Origin of the sequence: Paenibacillus sp. FSL M7-1455, from assembly GCF_038004655.1 — a bacterium.
Lineage (GTDB): Bacteria > Bacillota > Bacilli > Paenibacillales > Paenibacillaceae > Paenibacillus_AQ > Paenibacillus_AQ cookii.
This window is the reverse complement of the sequence record NZ_JBBORO010000001.1, coordinates 5,836,383-5,855,026: the sequence shown is the minus strand read 5'-3', so window position 1 is coordinate 5,855,026 and position 18,644 is coordinate 5,836,383. Positions and strand designations below refer to the sequence as shown.

Annotated in this window: 13 protein-coding genes; 7 read left to right on the top strand and 6 right to left on the bottom strand. The window is 55.9% G+C overall.

Annotated features, from left to right (window positions below; all coding sequences use genetic code 11):
• Positions 1 to 13: 13 nt before the first annotated feature.
• Positions 14 to 3,289: a carbohydrate binding domain-containing protein gene (locus tag NYE48_RS26735; RefSeq protein ID WP_341000479.1), complete on the top strand. Its 3,276-nt coding sequence runs from the start codon at positions 14 to 16 to the stop codon at positions 3,287 to 3,289.
• A gap of 81 nt (positions 3,290 to 3,370) precedes the next feature.
• Here the strand turns inward: NYE48_RS26735 and NYE48_RS26730 are convergent, their stop codons facing one another.
• Genes NYE48_RS26730 through NYE48_RS26715 form a run of 4 tightly spaced genes read right to left on the bottom strand, consistent with a single transcriptional unit; the run spans position 3,371 to position 7,150 of the window.
• The gene (locus NYE48_RS26730; protein ID WP_212951455.1) at positions 3,371 to 4,378 is read right to left on the bottom strand and encodes a FecCD family ABC transporter permease; all 1,008 of its coding nucleotides are present in this window, start codon (positions 4,376 to 4,378) and stop codon (positions 3,371 to 3,373) included.
• Positions 4,375 to 5,382, bottom strand: a complete 1,008-nt coding sequence (locus NYE48_RS26725; RefSeq protein ID WP_341000478.1) for a FecCD family ABC transporter permease — start codon at positions 5,380 to 5,382, stop codon at positions 4,375 to 4,377. The genes NYE48_RS26730 and NYE48_RS26725 overlap by 4 nt, the downstream gene beginning before the upstream one ends.
• A 6-nt stretch (positions 5,383 to 5,388) precedes the next feature.
• Complete coding sequence (locus NYE48_RS26720; RefSeq protein ID WP_036706141.1) at positions 5,389 to 6,321, bottom strand: iron-hydroxamate ABC transporter substrate-binding protein; 933 nt, start codon at positions 6,319 to 6,321, stop codon at positions 5,389 to 5,391.
• A 40-nt stretch (positions 6,322 to 6,361) separates the two neighbouring features.
• Entirely contained in the window at positions 6,362 to 7,150 is a 789-nt protein-coding gene (locus NYE48_RS26715; RefSeq protein ID WP_036706143.1) for an ABC transporter ATP-binding protein, read from the bottom strand.
• Between the two features lie 257 nt (positions 7,151 to 7,407).
• Here NYE48_RS26715 and NYE48_RS26710 point away from each other — a divergent pair, with 257 nt between their 5' ends.
• From NYE48_RS26710 to NYE48_RS26700, 3 genes are all read left to right on the top strand, one after another.
• Positions 7,408 to 8,457 carry an NAD(P)/FAD-dependent oxidoreductase gene (locus tag NYE48_RS26710; protein ID WP_036706145.1) on the top strand — a complete coding sequence of 350 codons (1,050 nt, stop codon included), beginning with the start codon at positions 7,408 to 7,410 and terminating at the stop codon, positions 8,455 to 8,457.
• Positions 8,458 to 8,945: 488 nt separating this feature from the next.
• On the top strand, positions 8,946 to 11,741 hold the full coding sequence (locus NYE48_RS26705) for a sensor domain-containing phosphodiesterase (RefSeq protein ID WP_341000477.1): 2,796 nt from the start codon (positions 8,946 to 8,948) through the stop codon (positions 11,739 to 11,741).
• A 67-nt stretch (positions 11,742 to 11,808) separates the two neighbouring features.
• Positions 11,809 to 13,443, top strand: a complete 1,635-nt coding sequence (locus NYE48_RS26700; protein WP_341000476.1) for a thiamine pyrophosphate-binding protein — start codon at positions 11,809 to 11,811, stop codon at positions 13,441 to 13,443.
• A gap of 117 nt (positions 13,444 to 13,560) precedes the next feature.
• On the opposite strand, the gene NYE48_RS26695 is transcribed toward NYE48_RS26700, so the two are convergent.
• Positions 13,561 to 14,313: a hypothetical protein gene (locus tag NYE48_RS26695; protein ID WP_341000475.1), complete on the bottom strand. Its 753-nt coding sequence runs from the start codon at positions 14,311 to 14,313 to the stop codon at positions 13,561 to 13,563.
• A gap of 199 nt (positions 14,314 to 14,512) precedes the next feature.
• Here NYE48_RS26695 and NYE48_RS26690 point away from each other — a divergent pair, with 199 nt between their 5' ends.
• Positions 14,513 to 15,196 (top strand): cupin domain-containing protein, encoded by a 684-nt coding sequence (locus tag NYE48_RS26690; RefSeq protein WP_341000474.1) that lies wholly within the window; start codon positions 14,513 to 14,515, stop codon positions 15,194 to 15,196.
• Between the two features lie 193 nt (positions 15,197 to 15,389).
• On the top strand, positions 15,390 to 16,985 hold the full coding sequence (locus NYE48_RS26685) for a PTS sugar transporter (RefSeq protein WP_341000473.1): 1,596 nt from the start codon (positions 15,390 to 15,392) through the stop codon (positions 16,983 to 16,985).
• Between the two features lie 258 nt (positions 16,986 to 17,243).
• Here the strand turns inward: NYE48_RS26685 and NYE48_RS26680 are convergent, their stop codons facing one another.
• Positions 17,244 to 17,534: a hypothetical protein gene (locus NYE48_RS26680; protein ID WP_212951444.1), complete on the bottom strand. Its 291-nt coding sequence runs from the start codon at positions 17,532 to 17,534 to the stop codon at positions 17,244 to 17,246.
• An 89-nt stretch (positions 17,535 to 17,623) separates the two neighbouring features.
• Between NYE48_RS26680 and NYE48_RS26675 the strand changes: the two genes are divergently transcribed.
• On the top strand, positions 17,624 to 18,598 hold the full coding sequence (locus NYE48_RS26675) for an aldo/keto reductase (RefSeq protein ID WP_212951442.1): 975 nt from the start codon (positions 17,624 to 17,626) through the stop codon (positions 18,596 to 18,598).
• Positions 18,599 to 18,644: the final 46 nt, after the last annotated feature.

Here is an 18,644-nt window from a genome sequence, read left to right as displayed (position 1 = left end):
GGGAGGAAGTTCGATGCGCAAAACATGGTTTGCGGTTGCAGTCGTCATCGTATTGTTGTCAGGGATTGCCGGTTGGGGAGATGCGGCAAGCGCCCAGGAAAGCCGCTTGGGGCAGAAGGTCTACGGTCCGCCCGAGGAGCTGCTGCCGCCGCTGAATTACACGGTCTCCGTCTTTAACGGGACGGTCGGCCGGGAGGAAGGGCGTCCGGTGCTGTATACGACGTCCAAGGGCAAGCCGGGCCGGCTGAACGTCATCGATTTGGCGGATTACAAGCTGCTTCGCAGCATACCGATCCCGCCTTCGGAGAGTTCGTGGGCCCATACGGTGGCGCCGGACGGGACCTTGTACGTCGCGGCCGAGGGGGGCGGAGCGAGGCTGTGGAAATACTCTCCGGTGACGCATACGGTGGAGCAGGCCGCGGTGTTCGACGGCGAATCATGGCCGATCTGCGTTACGACGGACGAAGCCGGACGGGTGTACGTAGGCACGTATCCGGGCGGCAAAGTGATCCAGTATGATCCATCTACCGGACAGATCAAGGATTACGGCCGCGTGATCGGCCATATAGCCCAGGAATACGTCCGTTCCATCGCTTATCAAGGGGGCTATATTTATGCGGGGACGGCGCATCATCAGATTGTGCGCGTCAATCTGGTGACAGGAGAAAAAACCGACATCGCCGAGTCCCTCCATGTTCCGGAAGGCGACGATACGGTATACGACCTCGATACGATCGATAACCGGTATTTGTTCGCGCGGTATACGGACGGAAGCGGCGTGCCGGGGCCGGCTTATATCTATGATACGTTGGCGAACGCCTGGCTCGATACGGTCATCGATCATGTGACGGGTCTTCATGAGACCGACTCGCTGAACGGCAAAATTTACTTTATGTCCGATAAAAAGCTGAAGACCTTTGACTTGACGACGCATGAGGTTGCGGAGACGGGCATGGAGTACGGAAGCGGCTTCCGCGGCGCGGATTGGGTAGAGTTTCCGGACAATCCCGACCTGCCCGGCAAAAACCTGGTTACGGTCCGGTACGACGGCGGCGTGGCCATTTTGAACATCGAAACGAAGAAGGTGCATCTATACCCCTCGGTCGTACCGGGAACGCCGGGAGTCGTTAACCGCATACAATCGTCGCCGGACGGCGGACTGTTCGTAACGGGAGTGCAATCCAGCAGGGGGTCTATCATCGATCCGAACGCCCTAACGTCGGTTCCTTTTTCGATCGGCCAGGCGGACAGCGTGTATCCGCTCGGCAACCGGATATATATGGGAGTCTATCCCGAAGGAGCCCTGTACGGATACGACATGAATCTTGAACCGGGCGCCGAGAATCCGAAAAAGCTGTTTGTTCTGGGAAATCAGCAGGAGCGGCTCGTCAATATGACGTCCGGCGGCGGCAAGCTGTATGTCGCCACGATTCCCGCCTATAACACGTTGGGGGGAGCCGTTACGGAATATGACCCGGCAACGGGGGAAGCCCAGGTATACCGGAACATCGTGCTAGACCAGAGCGTGCTGAGCCTTGCTTACAAGGACGGCAAGCTGTTTGGTTCGACGACGATCCGCGGCGGCCTCGGTTCCGAGCCTGCTGCGGACGAAGCGAAGATCTTCGTGTGGGATACAAAAACGAAACAAAAAATCACGGAGTTCCCGCTGCGGATCAGCGGGCTGGATAAACCCGTTTTTATCGGGGATTTAAGCGTCGGGCCGGACGGTCTGATTTGGGGAGCAGCGTACGAGTACGTTTTTGCGATCGACCCGGATACCTATGCAATCGTCAAAAGCAAAAAGATCCAGTCGAACCTCAGCTACACGCAGTGGGCGCATCATCCCATGCGCTGGTCGGACGACGGGTTGTTGTACGTGCTGTTCAACAACAAATTGACCGTAATCGACCCGGAAACGATGGAATCCCGCACGGTCACGACCGCCGCACGGTTTGAGCTGGGCAAAGACGGCCATCTTTATTTTACGGATCAAGCGACCAATACGATTTTATACCGCATTCGGGCGGGCGGAGAGATCGTCGAATCTCCCCCGGGAACTCCGCTGCCGGTCACGAATGCCGGCTTTGAAGAAGCGCTAAGCGGCGGCATGATTCCGGGCTGGGCGTCGCTGTTCGCAGTTGGCTCTGACGTCAACTATGCCGTCAGCACGGATCGCAGCTTCTCCGGCGGCGCCAGCCTGAAATTGGGCGACGGCACGCGGACGGCATCCGTGGCCCTCCAAAGCGATAAAATTCCGGTCACTCCCGGCAAAAAATATACTGCCGGCGTTCAGGTCTACGTCGAGTCCGGCCAGCCGGGAGTCATGCTCCGGTTCTTCGACTCCGGGAACCGCACGCTAAGCACGCTCGAAACGCATTTGGACGAGAGCCGGCTGGCACAATGGCAGGAGGTCACGCTTTCCGGCGCGGCACCGGCCGATGCGGCCTATGCCAGACTCATCGCGGTGGTCAGCCGATATAACATGGCTTCCGCTTACTACGACGACTTTGCCCTTTCAGTGGAAGGGGCGGAACAGCCGAAAGATACGGATGCGCCGGTTTCCGTCGCGGCTATCGTGCCCGACGCGAATGAAGCCGGGTGGGTCAACCGCGACGCAAGCGTTCGGATCGATGCTGCAGACGGCGAGGGCAGCGGCGTTGCAGGCATCACTTATGCCGCCGCCGGAGCGATGCGGCAGGATCCCGTCAGGATCGAGGGGAGTTCAGCATCTTTCGCGATAACCGCCGAGGGCATAACGAAAGTGACGTATTGGGCGGAAGACCGGCAAGGCAACAAAGAAATACCGCGCGAGCAGACGGTAAAGATCGACAAGTCCCTGCCGGACATCGTTTTTGCGGGGAAGGACGTTTACACGTTGGATCAGACGGTGTCGATCCGCTGCGAAGCCTCCGATAGCGTGTCCGGCATCGCCTCGGATACCTGCAGCGAAGTGAATCTGCCCGCCTATGCGCTTCTTCCCGGCATCAATATGCTATCCGCCGAAGCCGTCGACTTGGCGGGGAACATATCTACGAAGGAATTTTCATATCAGATCGCTGCGACCTATGAGGGCTTGGGCGTGCTTGTCGATTCGTTTGCATCCTCTCCGGGCATCGCGAACGCTTTGGGCGTAAAACTGAAAAATGCAGAGGAATCGGCTGCAAGGGGCAACGAGCAAGCCAAACAGGGACAGCTTCAGGCTTTCGAACACGAAGTGAATGCCCAAATCGGCCGCGGTCTGACGGCGGAACAGGCTGCCGTTCTGCTGAAGTGGGTGAAGGAGCTGTAAACGGGACCTAAAAAGCTCAAGCCGACGCGTTAAAAATCGCGTTCGGCTTGAGCCTTTTTTTTGCGAATCGCAGCACTGCGGCTACTTTTTCAGCAGCAAATAGATGAAATACGGCGCGCCGATGAGCGCGACCACGATGCCCGCCGCCAATCCGTCCGGACTCGCGACCTGGCGGCCGATCGTATCGGCCAGCACGAGCAGCCAGCCCCCGGTCAGGATCGCCACCGGAATAAACAACTGGTTCCGCGGGCCGACCAGCGCTTTGGCGATATGCGGCGCCATCAGGCCGATAAAGGCGATGCCGCCCGTGACCGACACGGCGGAAGCCGCCAGGGCAACGGCCGTCAGCAGCAGCACGACGCGCTCTTTGTTCAGCGATACGCCGGCGCCGATGGCAACGGGTTCGCTCAGCGACAGCATGTTCAGCTTGTTGGCCTTGTACATCGTAAAAGGAATCAGCACGACGAGCCAAGGGAGAAGCGCCCAGATAAACGGCCAGTCGGTCCCCCAGATGCTGCCCGCGATCCACTTGGAAATGAAATCGACCTTCTCCCGGTTGGCGGACGAAATCAGCACGACCATGACGCCGGATAGCGCCATGGAGAAGCCGACGCCCATCAGCACCATCCGCACCGGCTGCAGGCCGGATTTGCGGCTGTACGAGCTGACATAGATCAGGAGGGCGGTTACCATCGCTCCCATGAAAGCCATCAGCGGCAGCAGATAGATGAACGAGCCGGCCTCGATCGGAGCAAAGAGAAAGAAGATCGACACGGCGACGCCTGCGCCGGAATTGATGCCGACGATGCCGGGGTCGGCCAGCTCGTTGCGCGTAATTCCCTGCAAAATCGAACCGGAAAGGGCCAGCGCCATCCCGGCCAGCAGCGTAATGACGATCCGCGGCAGCCGCACGGAGAACAACACGAAATTTTCCTTGAACGTGCCTTGGCCAAGCAGCGTCGGAATCAGCCGATCGAAGGATAGGGAAGCGTAACCGAGCCCCATGCCGACGACGGCCGTCAGTACAATCAGGATGAGCAGAATCAGCAGAATCAGGCGCTGCTTGCGGATCAGTGACGGATGGATCATGAGCTTGCTCGCCCTCCTTTCCGCGCAATGACGAGGAAGAACGGAAGACCCAGCACCGCCACAATGGCCGCGACGGGCGCCTCGTACGGGGCGGTGATCGTTCGCGCCAGCGTATCGGCGATCATCATGAAAGCTCCCCCCATGACGGCCGCCATCGGGATCGCAAACCGATAATCGGTACCGACGATGGCGCGCACGATATGCGGAATCATCAGCCCGAGGAAGGTGAGGCTGCCGACGAGCGCGACCGAAGCGCCCGCAAGCAGGACCGTCACCACGAACAGGATCGCTTTGATCCGCGCCGTTTTCTGGCCGAGGCCGACGGCCACTTCCTCGCTCAGGCTGAGGATCGTCAGCTGCTTGGACAGCAGCATCGCAACGATGATGCCGGCGACGATAAAGGGTACGATCACCTGAAGCTGGCTCCAGTTCGCCCCGATCAGGCCGCCGGAGGTCCACATGGAGACGCTTTTGGAAATTTTGAAGGTAATTCCTACCCCGTCCGCGACGGCGTTCAAAAAGGCGGAGATGGCGGCGCCCGCCAGCACGATCCGCAGCGGGGAGAAGCCGCCCCGCTTGACGGCGCTGATCCCGAAGACGAGCGCCGCGCCTGCGGCCGCGCCGATAAAGCAGGCGATCATCAGGCCGAAATAATTGACGGAGGTCAGGAACGCCAGCGTGACAGCCAGCGCGGCATTGGCGCCCGCCGTCAAGCCGAGGAGCCCCGGGTCGGCCAGCGGGTTGCGGGTCATGCCCTGCATGATCGCCCCGGCGACGGCCAGCGCCGCCCCGACGAAGATCGCGGCGACCTCCCGCGGCAGGCGGATTTCCCGGATCATCGACAGCTTTTCCCCGGCGCTTTTGCTGGTCAAGGCCATCCATACGTCCCTGGCCGAAACGTCGGCGGCTCCGACCAGCATCGCCAGCACGAAGACGGCAATCAGCAGCAGCAGCGCCGCAAGCATTTTATACGTAAATGGGATTCGTCCAGTTTTCTTGTCCATCGCGCACTACTTCCCGAGGAAATGTTTGATAAAGAAATCGAGCTGGTAGTCCAGCGTGATCGGATCGTTGAAATAAAACGCTTTGGCATCCGCGACGAAAACATGGCCGTTTTTTACGGCAGGCATATTTTTGTACGTCTCCGTCTCCTCCAGGGAATTGCCGGAATCCTGATCCTTGCTGAAAATGACGTAATCGCCGGCGAATTCGGGCAGCACTTCGGGAGAAAGCGCGTAATACCCTTCCTTCAGAGCGGTTTCCTTGACCTTCTCGGGCATGTTCAGCTTCATCTGCTGATACAGAATTTCGGTGCCGCGGCCCCAGTTGTCGCCGTAGACGTACAGCTGCTTGTTGAAAACTTCCATGACGGACACGGTCGCCTTGTCACCGATTTTGGCTTTGATCTGTTTGCCCGCCTCATCGGCGCGTTTTTTGAAATCGTCTATCCAGGCCTGCGCCTCTTTTTCCTTGTTCAGCAGTTTGCCGATTTCCAGCTGCTGCGTCAAATAATCGACTTTTCCGTAGGTGTAGGTGACCGTAGGCGCAATCTGTTTCAGCTTGTCGACGTTTTTGATGTTGGACAGTCCGATGATGAGGTCGGGGTTCAGTTCGATGATTTTTTCCAGGTTTTCGTCCGAAACTTCTTCCGCATCTTTCAGCTTGTCTTTGAAGTTCGGGTTCATTTTCGACCAGGAGTCGGCGCCGACCACGTTGACGCCAAGCGCCAATACGTTGCCGGTGAAGCTGGAGAGAACGACGACGCGTTTCGGATGGGCCGGCACCTTCACGGGGCCGTTTTCGGATTGGTAGGTGATCGTTTCGGAGCTTGCTTGTTCCGCGGCGGCGTTTCCTTCCACCTTGCCGTCGGCTCCGTTTTTGCTGCTGCAGGCGCTTAAGGCGAGGATAAGGCATAATAAAAGGGGTAAAAATGCTTTTTTCATTGGATTGACGCTCCTTCTCAAAATATATGTTTGGATTCCGCTAAGTTTTGATCAAATCATAGGTGACGCACATCGGTTTCCCGGTCCGCGGGTCGCGGCCGACGGCCGCATCGATCGAATAGACCTGCTTCAGCACTTCGGGGCGGATCACTTCCTCGCCGCTGCCGGTTTTGACGATTTCCCCGTCCTTCAGCGCGATGAGATAATCGGCGAAACGGGCGGCCTGGTTGATGTCGTGAAGCACCATCACGATGGTGCGCTGCTGCTCTGTGTTGAGATTCTGCAACAGTTCGAGCACTTCCAGCTGATGCGCCATGTCCAGGTATGTAGTCGGCTCGTCGAGGAAGATGATATCGGTTTCCTGGGCGAGCGCCATCGCGATCCATACCCGCTGGCGTTGTCCGCCGGAAAGCGTATCGACCGAGCGGTACTTGAAATCCTTCGTGCCCGTCTCCGCGAGCGCCCAGTCGATCACCTCGACGTCGCGCGGCGTCAGGCGCCCGAAGCCTTTTTGGTACGGAAAACGCCCGTACGACACCAGCTCGCCGACGGTCAGCCCCGCAGCGCTTTCGGGCGTTTGCGGCAGGATGGCCATTTTTTTGGCCAGCAGCTTCGTATTCTCCTTGGCGATGTCCTCTCCGTCGAGAATCACCGTGCCGCCCTGGTGCGGAATAATGCGGGTGATCGCTTTCAGCAGCGTCGATTTGCCGCATCCGTTGGAGCCGATGATGGCGGTGATTTTTTTGTCGGGAATGCTGACGCTGAGATTTTTGACGATAGAGCGTTCGCCGTAGCCGATGCTGAGTTCCGTAGTGTACAGCCGAACCATGAGTGGCCCTCCCTTATATAGCAAAATATTTTTTAGAGACAAGATATGATTGCCGAAATAAACCCTCCTAAATGGAGCATAATATGTTCGGACATGACTGATAATGATTCTCAATATCGTTAAAAGAATAAGTTGATTTTGCGTCGATGTCAATAGAATCTTGAAAATCAAGGAAAATCCATGTATATTTTTATTGAGAATGAGAATTGTTATCATTAATAAGAATGATTATAAATAAAGTTGAGGAGCGAGCGGGTATGGGTCAGGAAGAAATTTTCGATATGACAGTGGTCGGCGGGGGGCCGGCCGGGCTTTATTCCGCTTTTTATAGCGGGCTGCGGGAAATGAAGACCAAAATCATCGAGTTCCAGCCCGAGCTGGGCGGCAAAATACATGTGTACCCGGAGAAAATGATTTGGGACGTCGGCGGCTTGACGCCGATTCCCGGAGCCAAGCTGATCGAGCAGCTGGTGCAGCAGGGGCTGACGTTTAACCCCGAGGTCGTGCTGAACGAAAAGGTCGAGTCCATTACGCGGCGGGGGGCCGGAATTTTCGAGCTGCATGGCAGTTCGGGGCGCGTCCATCTCTCCAAGACGGTCATCATCGCCGTCGGCGGCGGCATTCTGAATCCGCAGAAGCTGGAGATCGAAGGCGCAAGCCGTTTCGAGATCAGCAACCTGCATTATACGGTCAAATCGCTGAAGCGGTTCAAGGATAAAACGGTAATCATTTCCGGCGGGGGCAATGCCGCGGTCGACTGGGCCAACGAGCTGGAACCCATCGCGAAAAAGGTCTACGTCGCCTACCGCAAGGACGCGCTGAACGGGCACGAAGCTTCCGTGGAACAGCTGCTGAACAGCTCGGTGGAATGTTTGTTCCATCGGACGATTACCAAGCTGCATGCCCGCGCAGACCATGAAGCGATCGAACGCGTCGAACTGACCCATCAGCAGACGGGCGACGTGATGGAGCTGTACGTGGATGACGTGATCATCAATCACGGATATGAACGCGACACGACCTTGCTGCAGCAAAGCGACCTCAAAATCGACATTGCCGACGAATATTTCATAGCGGGCACGCCAAGCAGCGAGTCCTCCGTTCCCGGATTGTACGCGGCCGGGGATATCCTCAAACATGAAGGCAAGCTGCACCTCATTGCGGGGGCCTTCCAGGATGCGGCCAACGCCGTCAACAAGGCGAAACGGTTCCTTCAGCCGGACGCCGACGCGGTCGCCATGGTCTCCTCGCATAACGAAGCGTTCAAAGACAGAAACCGGGATCTCGTCAAAAAAATGATGGGGTAAACCGCGAACCGATAGAAAGTCCTTTTGTCGCAAAGCGAGGGGGCTTTTTTCGTTATCGTCAAGAAGCCGCGGGTTTGATTCCATTAAACAATCCCCAATCAGGAAGAAGCGCAACCAATGTACCTGCATCGCAAGAGCTCTTTCCTGGAAACGTCTTCCTTTAAATTACATAATTTCTTGTATTATCCGCGACTTTTCAAGCTTTCCGTTCTCAAAAATCGATCTTACCCGACACATCTACTCCTTATTGCGCCTGATTTTCGCTGATCGCAGGGGAAATAACTAAAAATTACTAATTTTTTTAGCATTCGATATATAAAAAAGATACCGTTCTGAGTTAAAATAAGGAAAATAGGACCTTATATTTTTTCATCACGCATGACGGAAGTCTAGGATAGGGAGATCATACGCCTATATAACATAAATAGTTCATATTTAGCAGGACCATACATCGATGTCAAACGAAGATGACAAGGGGAGAGCGTGTGATGGTTAAGGAGCAAACGAGGTATTCCCGGCTCGCGAATATTACGAAACTGATCAACACCAAATTGGAATTGCGAGAGGTATTGCAGCATGTAACGACAGCTATTTCGGAAGAGATCGTCCAATGCGATTCGGTTGGCATTTATCTGCCGCAAGGCGATGGGACCTTTAGGGGGTATGTCGGCAAACCCGAGATCATCAACGGGATGACGCTGGACATGCATATCATCGACACCAACCGCGATCAGCTCGCCAAAGAAGTGATCGAAACGCAAAAAACGATCTACATTCCGGACACATCACAAGATCGGCGCCCCGACTCCTGGGCGATCGAAGGCTTCGAGATCAAATCGCTGCTCGTTCTTCCCATCTCGTATGAGCAGGAGCTGTTTGGGCTCGTGTTTCTTTTTGATTACGGCATTCCGATGAATTTGACGGAATCGGAGATTCAGACGGTCGAGGCCTACGTCAATATGGCGGCCGTGGCCATCCGCAACGCCAACAATTTGACGCATAAGGAAAATCTGATCGCCGAGAAGCAGCTTCTGCTTGACGTGACACGCAACTTATCGATGTGCTCGACCATGCAGCAGGGGCTGGACACAAGCTTTTATTATATCGCCAAAGTGCTGAACAACTACAACATCGGGGCCCATTTGCTGGACCCGCTCGCCGGGAAAAGAATCAAACCCGCCAAGCTGAGCAAGGACAGCGACTGGTCCGAGGAAGACTGGATGCGAACGCATCAAAGGGTGAAAATCGACCCGGAAAATGATCGCGTTTTCCACGAGGTCGTGCGCACGAAAAAAGTGATCATCATTCCCGACGTTTCCAAGGACGACAGGCCTAACCATGAGGCTTGCCGGGATTTCGGGATCAAAGGGATGTACATGTTTCCGCTGGTTTCGATGGGGGAAGTGCTCGGCGTCATCGCGGTGGTCAATCTCGGCGAAAAAATCATGACGTATTCGGAAGCCACGATCCAGCTGTGCCAATCCATTGTGGAAGCCACGGCTTCGACGTTGTCGAATTTGCTTTACATGGAGAAGCAGGAGGTCATCATCGAGGAAAGGACTTCGGAAATTACGTTCAAGAACAGGGAACTGGAGCGGGTCGTGGCCGAGCTTCAGCATCTGAGCCGGGAGAAGGAGCTTATCCTCAACTCGGCCGGGGAAGGGATTTTCGGCCTTGACCTTCAGGGCAACATCACCTTTTGCAACCCCGCCGGCGAGGCGATGCTCGGTTATGAAGCCAGGGAGCTGATCGGCCAGCCGGCCAACGTTATTTTTTACGGCAAGGGTGAAGATAGGGAGCGGGGGGACGGCATGGATTACCGCAAATGGGATAAATGCCATGCGGACGACTGCTTTTACCGCAAGAACGGCTCCAGCTTTCCGGTCGAATACGTCATTTCATCCATCAAGGAAGGGGACGATATCGTCGGCGACGTCGTGACTTTCAAAGACATTACGGAACGAAAGCAGATGGAGGAGGAGATCAGATACCATGCCTACTTTGACAGCGTGACGGACCTGCCTAACCGGGTTTTGCTCAAAGACAGGCTCGATCAGGGCATTAAATACGCCCAAGCGAACGGAGGGAAAATAGCGCTTCTGTACCTGGATTTGGACCGTTTCAAATTCATTAACGACACGCTGGGGCATACCTACGGCGATTTGCTGCTGCGGGACGTTGCCAAACGGCTCGTCGACTCCATTCCGAAAAGCGCGACCGTTTCGCGCCAAGGCGGGGATGAGTTTACGATTTTCCTGCCGAACATCAAAAGCAAAAAAGAGATTTCGAAGGTCGTTAACCAGGTCATCGCCTCGTTCGAGGAACCGTTTTACGTCAAAGACCATGAAGTGTACATCAAAACGAGCATCGGCATCAGCCTGTTTCCGGATCATGGGGACACCAGCGAAACGCTGATCAAAAATGCGGACACCGCGATGTATAAATCGAAAGAGATATCCGGGAACAGCTATCACTTTTTCAGCACGGGCATGGACACGAGGACGTTCGAAATCGTCAAGTTCGAAAACGCGTTATACAAAGCGCTTGATCAGGACGAGCTCATTCTCTATTACCAGCCCCAAATCAATTATAAAACGAATACGATCGTCGGCGTGGAGGCGCTTCTGCGCTGGAATCATCCGAAAGAGGGCATGGTGCCGCCGGACGAGTTCATTCCGATCGCCGAAGAGACGGGGCTCATTGTCCCGATCGGGGAATGGGTGCTTCGGAACGCATGCATGCAGATCAAGAAGTGGCATAAAAAAGGATTCCCGCCGATCAGCGTATCCGTCAATTTGTCGGTCAGGCAGTTCGAGCAGAACAACCTGTTCACCGTCGTGAAAAACATTTTGAAAAAAACCGACCTGTCGCCGGAATTTCTGCACCTGGAGGTCACCGAAAACCAGATCATCAAAAACACCGACGTGACGCTCAGAACGATGGAGCAGCTTAAGGGCCTGGGCATTAATATTGCCATCGATGATTTCGGGACGGGCTATTCTTCCCTGGGGTATTTGAAAAACTTTCCGATCAGCACGCTGAAGATCGATAAATCCTTCGTGCAGGACATCATCAAGGACGACGACAATGCGGCCATCACGAACACGATTATTACGCTGGCCCAGAATTTGAACCTGAACGTCATTGCCGAAGGGGTCGAGACCAAGGAGCAGGCCGAGTTTTTGGCTGCCCGCAGCTGTTATCTGATGCAGGGCTATTATTTCAGCCGTCCGATGAAGGCGGAGGACATCGCTCAATTGTACCTATCCTGCGGAGTGAACTGAGCCTTCTTTTCGGCCCGGTCACTCCTTTACACCATAGATAAATAGAAATTTATTAGGAGGTTTTTTTATGAAAGCAGCACGCGCAGTATTGGAATATTTGAAAGGATTAGGCGTAAGGCATATTTTCGGCATACCCGCCGGTTCCGTTAACGTCCTGTTCGACCAGCTGGTGGAGATGCCCGAAATCACGCCGGTCGTTACCAAACATGAAGGGGCTGCGTCCTATATGGCGGCGGCCTATGCCAAATATTCGGGCCAGCTTAGCGTGGCCATCGGCTGCAGCGGGCCGGGGGGAACCAATCTTGTCACCGGCGCGGCCAACGCGATGCGCGAGCATCTGCCGGTATTGTTTTTGACGGGTGCGGTTCCGGTCAATACGGTGGGGTTGAACGCGTCGCAGGAATTGGACGCCGAGCCGGTATACCGGTCGGTGACCAAATACAGCGTGACGGTGCGCGAATCCAAGGATCTGCTGGCCGAGGTGGCAAAAGCGGTGGAAATCGCGATATCCGGCGTGCCCGGGCCGGTCCATGTAGCGATGCCGATCGACGTGCAGCAGGGCGAAGTGCAGGTTACGATTCCCGAGCCGCCGAAAAGAACGCCGATCGTGCCGGAACTGGATACGATCAAGAAGGTTGCGGAGGAGCTGGCGAAACGCGAGAGCGGATATGTTTTCATCGGGCAAGGCGTCCGCGGTTCGGTGGATCAGGTGCTTGAGCTTGCGGAGCTTCTCAACTGGCCGATCGTGACCACGCCGCAGGCGAAGGGACTGATTCCCGAAGAGCATCCGCTTCTGTCCGGGGTATTCGGTTTCGCGGGTCATGAAGGGACTTCGGCGCTCATCAATGACGGGGATGGACAAGCCCTGCTGATTCTCGGCTCCAGCTTGGGCGAAACTGCAACAAACAACTGGAATATGAATCTGACCAAAAACCGGTTCTGCGTGCAGATGGATTTTGACAAGACCGTATTCGGCCGCAAATACGAAATCGACATCCCGGTTCTTGGCGACATCAACCTGAGCCTGATGTTCCTGCTCGAGGAACTGAAAGCGCTCGGACTGCCCAAGCAAGGCGCAAAAGCGTTGGAAAAACCGGAAACTTACGTCGCGACAGAGGAATACAACACGCAAAACGTGCTGAAAAACCTGCAGAAGCATCTCCCGGCGGATACGCGCTACACCGTCGATATCGGGGAGTTCATGTCCTACGTGATCCATTACATGAACGTTCTGGATTACAACACGTTCGACATTAACGTCCATTTCGGGGCGATGGGCAGCGGCATCGGCTCCGCCATCGGCTCGAAATTCGCCGATCCGGACCGTCCTGTGGTATGCATCACGGGAGACGGCTGCTTCTTCATGCACGGCATGGAGATTCTGACGGCCAAGGAATACAATTTGCCGATCCTGTTCGTCATCATGAACAATGCGCGGCTGGGCATGGTATACCACGGGCATGAGCTGCAGTACAAGCGGTCGCACGCGACCTTTGCCCAGAAGGAAATCAGCATTGCGGCAATGGCGGAAGCCATGGGCATCCCAAGCTATCGCGTCCAGGAGATGGGCGACCTGAACAAGGAAGCGCTCAGCGGACTGCTGAATGCCGGCGGACCTGCGCTTCTCGAAATCGCATTGGTGGACAACAACACCCCTCCGATGGGCGACCGCGTGAAATTTTTGTCCTCTTTCGGTAAATAATGATCCGTATGATAAAAAGGGCTCTGATCTTCGATCAGGGCCCTTTTTTTGGCGCGGCAAAAGCGCTGAACGCAGCCGGGAAGGCGGCCGAGTGAACACCAATGAGAGAAGCGCGGGTTATAGATGGCTGTATGCATTCCGGATGGAGGCCATAATCGCACCCATCGTTTGGCCTTTAAAGGCGTCCGGCACGGCTTGTCCGTCCGGATGGACATAATAATATCTCTGCCCCTCCGCAACAGGGCTGTAACCCAGATCGGCCAAAGCCTGTCCCAGGTCCTCCGGCAGTTCATCCTGTCCTGTCCGCTCCCGAAAATATGCTGTGGGATACACGCTGACGTCGATGTCCCCTTCGCCCGTATACACGACGAACAAATCCCGATCTTGCCGCACGATCCATTGGCCTTTGGAGAACAGCGATATTCTTGCTTTGTCCAAAGCCGATATGGCGTCAAGATTCACGCCGAACAGCTGGTTCAGCAGGCGGCGAACTTCAGGTCCTGCCAGCCGCCTGCCGCATTCGGCCAGCTGCAAATCGATGACGTCGCGGGGAGGGATCGGGCTGCTGCCAGCTTGCATTCCCCCTAGCCTGCGTTCGGCAGCGGCGCGGATTTCGCGTTCGGCTTCCGGGAGCACCAAGGCATGATCCAGATCCAAACCAAAAACCCGCAGCACGACCTCATGAATGACCTGGCCCGTCAAGTCCTGATCAAACGATAGAAGATAGGCGTCCATAAGTTCTGCTTTGCTCATTTGCTGCCGCCGATGTTCCAGCTCGTCCGGGCCGGCGTTTGGCATGGCCTTGGCGAGCGTCTTGTCGATTCCTTCCGTGATGATGTCCGATAACGATGCTGCGTTTTGCTGCTTCATAGAACCCTCCACCATTGTTAAAGATATCCATCCCGTGCTATGAGTTTTATTATAGCGGATTCCGGCGGCCGACAAGAAGCGATTTTTTTAGACTATGCCTAGCAAAGCGCAGGAGCATGAGGAGGAACCTTCGCATACATTAGGGTAGACATTGACCCAAGGATTGATGACATGATCCTGACGGAGGGAGGCTTCGGAAGTGGCGGTTGACTTAACATCCCCATCCTTGAACTTAAGCGCGGATTCGAACGAGGTGGTGACTTATCGCCGGGATTCGCGGAATTACATTACCCAGCTTTTTTCCCCGCAGTTGCCTGCGGCCGAGACCGGGTTTTTTAATATCCGCATGAGCCGGGGCGTGATGATTACGCCGCATTGGCATACGAACTCGAGCGAAATGGTCGTGGTAATTGCCGGCGAAGTGACGACTTCGGTCTTTAACCCCAATACGCAGCGGTTAATGACATACCGGCTCGGGCCGGGAAAGGTTGCCCAATTTCCGAAGGGATGGTTCCACTGGATCGTTTCGTTGACGGACGATACCTTTATCATGGCGATCTTTGACCGTCCGAATTCGGATATCGTATACGCGGCGGATTTTCTCCGGTTTACGCCCAAAGAGATCATGGGACTGGCTTACGGCGTCAATCCGGAGGAGTTCGCGCAGGCGGTGGCGCCGATCCGGCAATCCGTCGTCCTGGGCCCGCCCGTCGAATCCCGGAATCGGGAGAACGTTCCCGGCGTTTCGCAGGGTTCGTTTTATGAGGGGGATGATGCGCGCTCCTATCCGGGACTGCAGCCGGGTTATGGGCAGGAGCAGCGGCCTTCAGGCCCGGAGATGCCGCATCCGTGGCGGATGGAGCCGAACCGGTTCTGGTGGTAAATCATCGTGGAGGGGGATGCTCCCCTCTCTTTTTTTGTTCATCAAAAATGTTACCGGTGATAGGTGTTCTGCCGCTTCCCGGTTGACCGGACATTTTATCGGAATAAAGGTTGTCGCTATCACATTTTACTCTTATAATATGGTAATACGGTACCATAATAAAGCGAATAAACGGCGAATAGAGGAGCACATCATGAAACGAATAGCGGTCATCGGCAGCAGCGGCGGCAATTTATATAATTTGGGGGGCAAAGACCCGGACAAGCTGGTCGGGGAAATTGCGGCCCAATGCAACGGCGCCGGCATGGAATTGGGCGCAGTGCAATTTATCGCGGCGTCGGAATCGATGGATACGGCCAAAGAAACGACGTCGGCCGTTTTATATGGTTGGAATACGGAAGAACGCCGATTGGCAAAACGCATGGAAGGCACGTTAAAGGAGGTCAACGAGGCCGCCTTTGAGCTGGACGCCGATATGGCTGCGCTGATCGGGTCCGGACAAATCGACGGCTTGATCGTCATGAGCGCCGATCCCGAAGGCGCCAACGGCCAGGCGATCCGGGCAGCGGCGGAGAAGTCCATCCCCGTCGTCGGCACGGGCGGGACCTCCATGGCGCTGATCGGCTCGAAAGGCGCGAAGGTCATCGCCGCTTCGGGTACGACGGGCACGACCAACCGCACGCGAGCGGTGTCGTTTATAACGTCGTTATGCAAGCATTGGGGGATGAAATACGTCCCTGTGCTTGGAAGCCCCGACGGCTACAAGCAGCCTGGGGGCAATCCTTGGCGGAGGATCAATCTGAAAGGGATCATGCAGTCATCCCTTCCCGGTTTTATCGCCATGGCGATCGTGCTTGCGCTCAGCCAAATTCCGGCCCTTAAAGGTTTAAGCGCCGTGTTTGACATCATGCTGAAGGCTTTGCCGGTCGTGCTGGCGGTGATCGCGGCGAAGCAAATATCCGATATGGACGAAGTGTCCATCGTAGCCGGCGTCATCGCCGGAACGCTGTCCATGAACGGCGGGATTATCGGGGGGATTCTCGGCGGAATCGGGGCGGGCCTGCTGGTGCAGTTCCTGTTCGTCAAATGCGTGCAGTGGCGTTTTCCGATGACCACGGTCAATATCGTTGCCGGAGGGTTCGCGGGTCTGGTTTCCGGGCTCATCATGTATTATTTGGTGGCTCCGTTTGCGCTGCAGGCCGGAGAATTCATCAAGTACCTGATCAATCTGGCGATTTCATTCAACCCGATCGTGGCGGGCGTGATCGGAGGCCTGCTGATCTGGCCGGCGATTCTCGGCGGAGTGTACCACGCCGCGATTTTGCCGATCGTACTCCTTGAAATGGAGAAGACGGGCAACAGCTTCCTTGGGGCCATCGATATGGTCGGACTGGTCATGGTATCGGCAGGCATTACATTGGCGAATCTGGTGGCGCCGAGAGACAAAGGCGAAGCGGCGGTGGCTGCCCCGGGTTTCTTGATTAACATGGGCTTCGGCACCTTTGTCGAGGCAGCCTACCCTTTCATGTTTTCGAATAAGTGGGTATTCGGGGGAGCGATTGCGGCAGCCGGGGTCGGCGGCGGTTTGGTCGGCGTGTTTCAAGTCCGCGGCACGGCCTACGTCCCGTCGTTCATGGGGCCGCTCTTGTCCAATAACGTGGTGGGATTTACGGTCTCCATGGCGGCTGCGCTGCTGCTCGCGTTTGCGGTTACGCTGGTGGCGAACAAAACGTCCCGGGGACGCAAAACGGCGGATCGAAACTTGCCCGCCCAGCAATCCGTCTCCTAAACGGAAAGACCCGGGTCGGCTTGGAAAAGGCCGGTCGGGTCTGTTTTTCATATCAACCCGCTCTGGTTTTTCGGGAATTTCGTCGCTAAACCGTCCGGGTTTTTGCCGGGAGCCGGGAAGTCCGGCGAGCGATCCATTTTACGCAAGTTCGCCGGAAGTTATCCGAACCCAAAGAAATCCCCTATGACGGGGGTTTTTGAGTTTTAAGGGCGGTGGCGTACCGCTTATATGATTTAAAGCCTAGATGCAAGACGTCCGTTAACGCCGTTTGGATCCGTCGACTTTTTTTCGGAGCTTGTTGACGGCACGGCCGCCTTTTCTTCCTCCTACGGCCTGCTGCTGCTTGGTGTACGGGCTTTCGATGGCGGCGTTGGTGCCGCCGGTGCTGAATTTGCCGGCTCCGCTGGCCAGCTGCGTGGCGGAAGACGTTCTGCTGCGTCTCGGCAGCTTGGCGACTTGATGGTTGATGACGAAGACGGCTTCCTTACGGCTGCTGCGGGTTTTTCCGGAGTGGGAATACCGATGGTGGCCAGGGGAAGGGGGGATCATTTTGTCTAAAATATTTTTGGCGCGTCCCTCCGGCTAATGTTAAGATGTTGCTAAAAACAATAAAAAGTCGGGAAAAGGAGCGGATGTTCATGAAATATCGCCGTCTTGGAAGCAGCGGGCTTGAAGTGTCTTTGCTTGGTCTCGGGACCAATGCGTTCGGCAAACGCGCGGACCAGGAGACTTCGACCCGGATTCTCCATCATGCCCTCGATCGGGGCATCAACTTTATCGATACGGCCAACATTTACGCTGGCACGGAGTCGGAACGGATCATCGGGGAGGCTCTGGCCGGGAGAAGGCATGAAGTGGTGCTGGCGACGAAAGCAGGCATGGTTCGCGGCGAAGGTCCGAACGAGCGGGGCTCCTCGCGGTATCACTTGATGCGTGAGCTCGATGGCAGCCTGAAACGGCTGCAAACGGATTACGTGGATTTATACCAGATCCATACGTTTGATCCGTACACGCCGCTTGAGGAGACGCTTCGGGCGCTGGACGACATGGTGCGTGCCGGCAAAGTGCGTTACATTGGCGCTTCCAACTATGCAGCCTGGGAGCTCATGAAGGCGCTTGGGATCAGCGAGATGAAAGGGCTCACCCGTTATGTATCCCTTCAAACCAGCTATTCGCTCGCCGATCGTACGCCGGAGCAGGAGATGATCCCCCTCTGCCTGGATCAAGGCGTAGGCATCATTCCGTATTTCCCGCTGGCCGGGGGCATTCTGACCGGCAAATACAGCTTCGCCGACCGGGCGCCGCTGAAGTCTCGCGCGCAAACGGACCCAAGCTTTGGCCGGTTTATCAACGATCAGACGTTGACGCTTTCCGAGCAGGTGAGCCGGATTGCCGGAGAACACGGCTGTACGCCTAGCACGCTATCGCTCGCCTGGCTGATGGAACAACCTGCCGTTTCGACCGTCATCGTCGGGGCGACCCGTCCCGAGCAGCTGGATGAAAACCTGAAGAGCTTGGAGCTGAATCCGGACGCGGAGGCTTTGAGCCGGCTGAACGAGATCAGCGAGCCCTTCCGGTACGGCAAGCCCTTTGCGACGTATCGGTTGACTTAACCCTATTGCCGTTACAGACGGTGCGGATAGACGCGCCTTCCGTGAC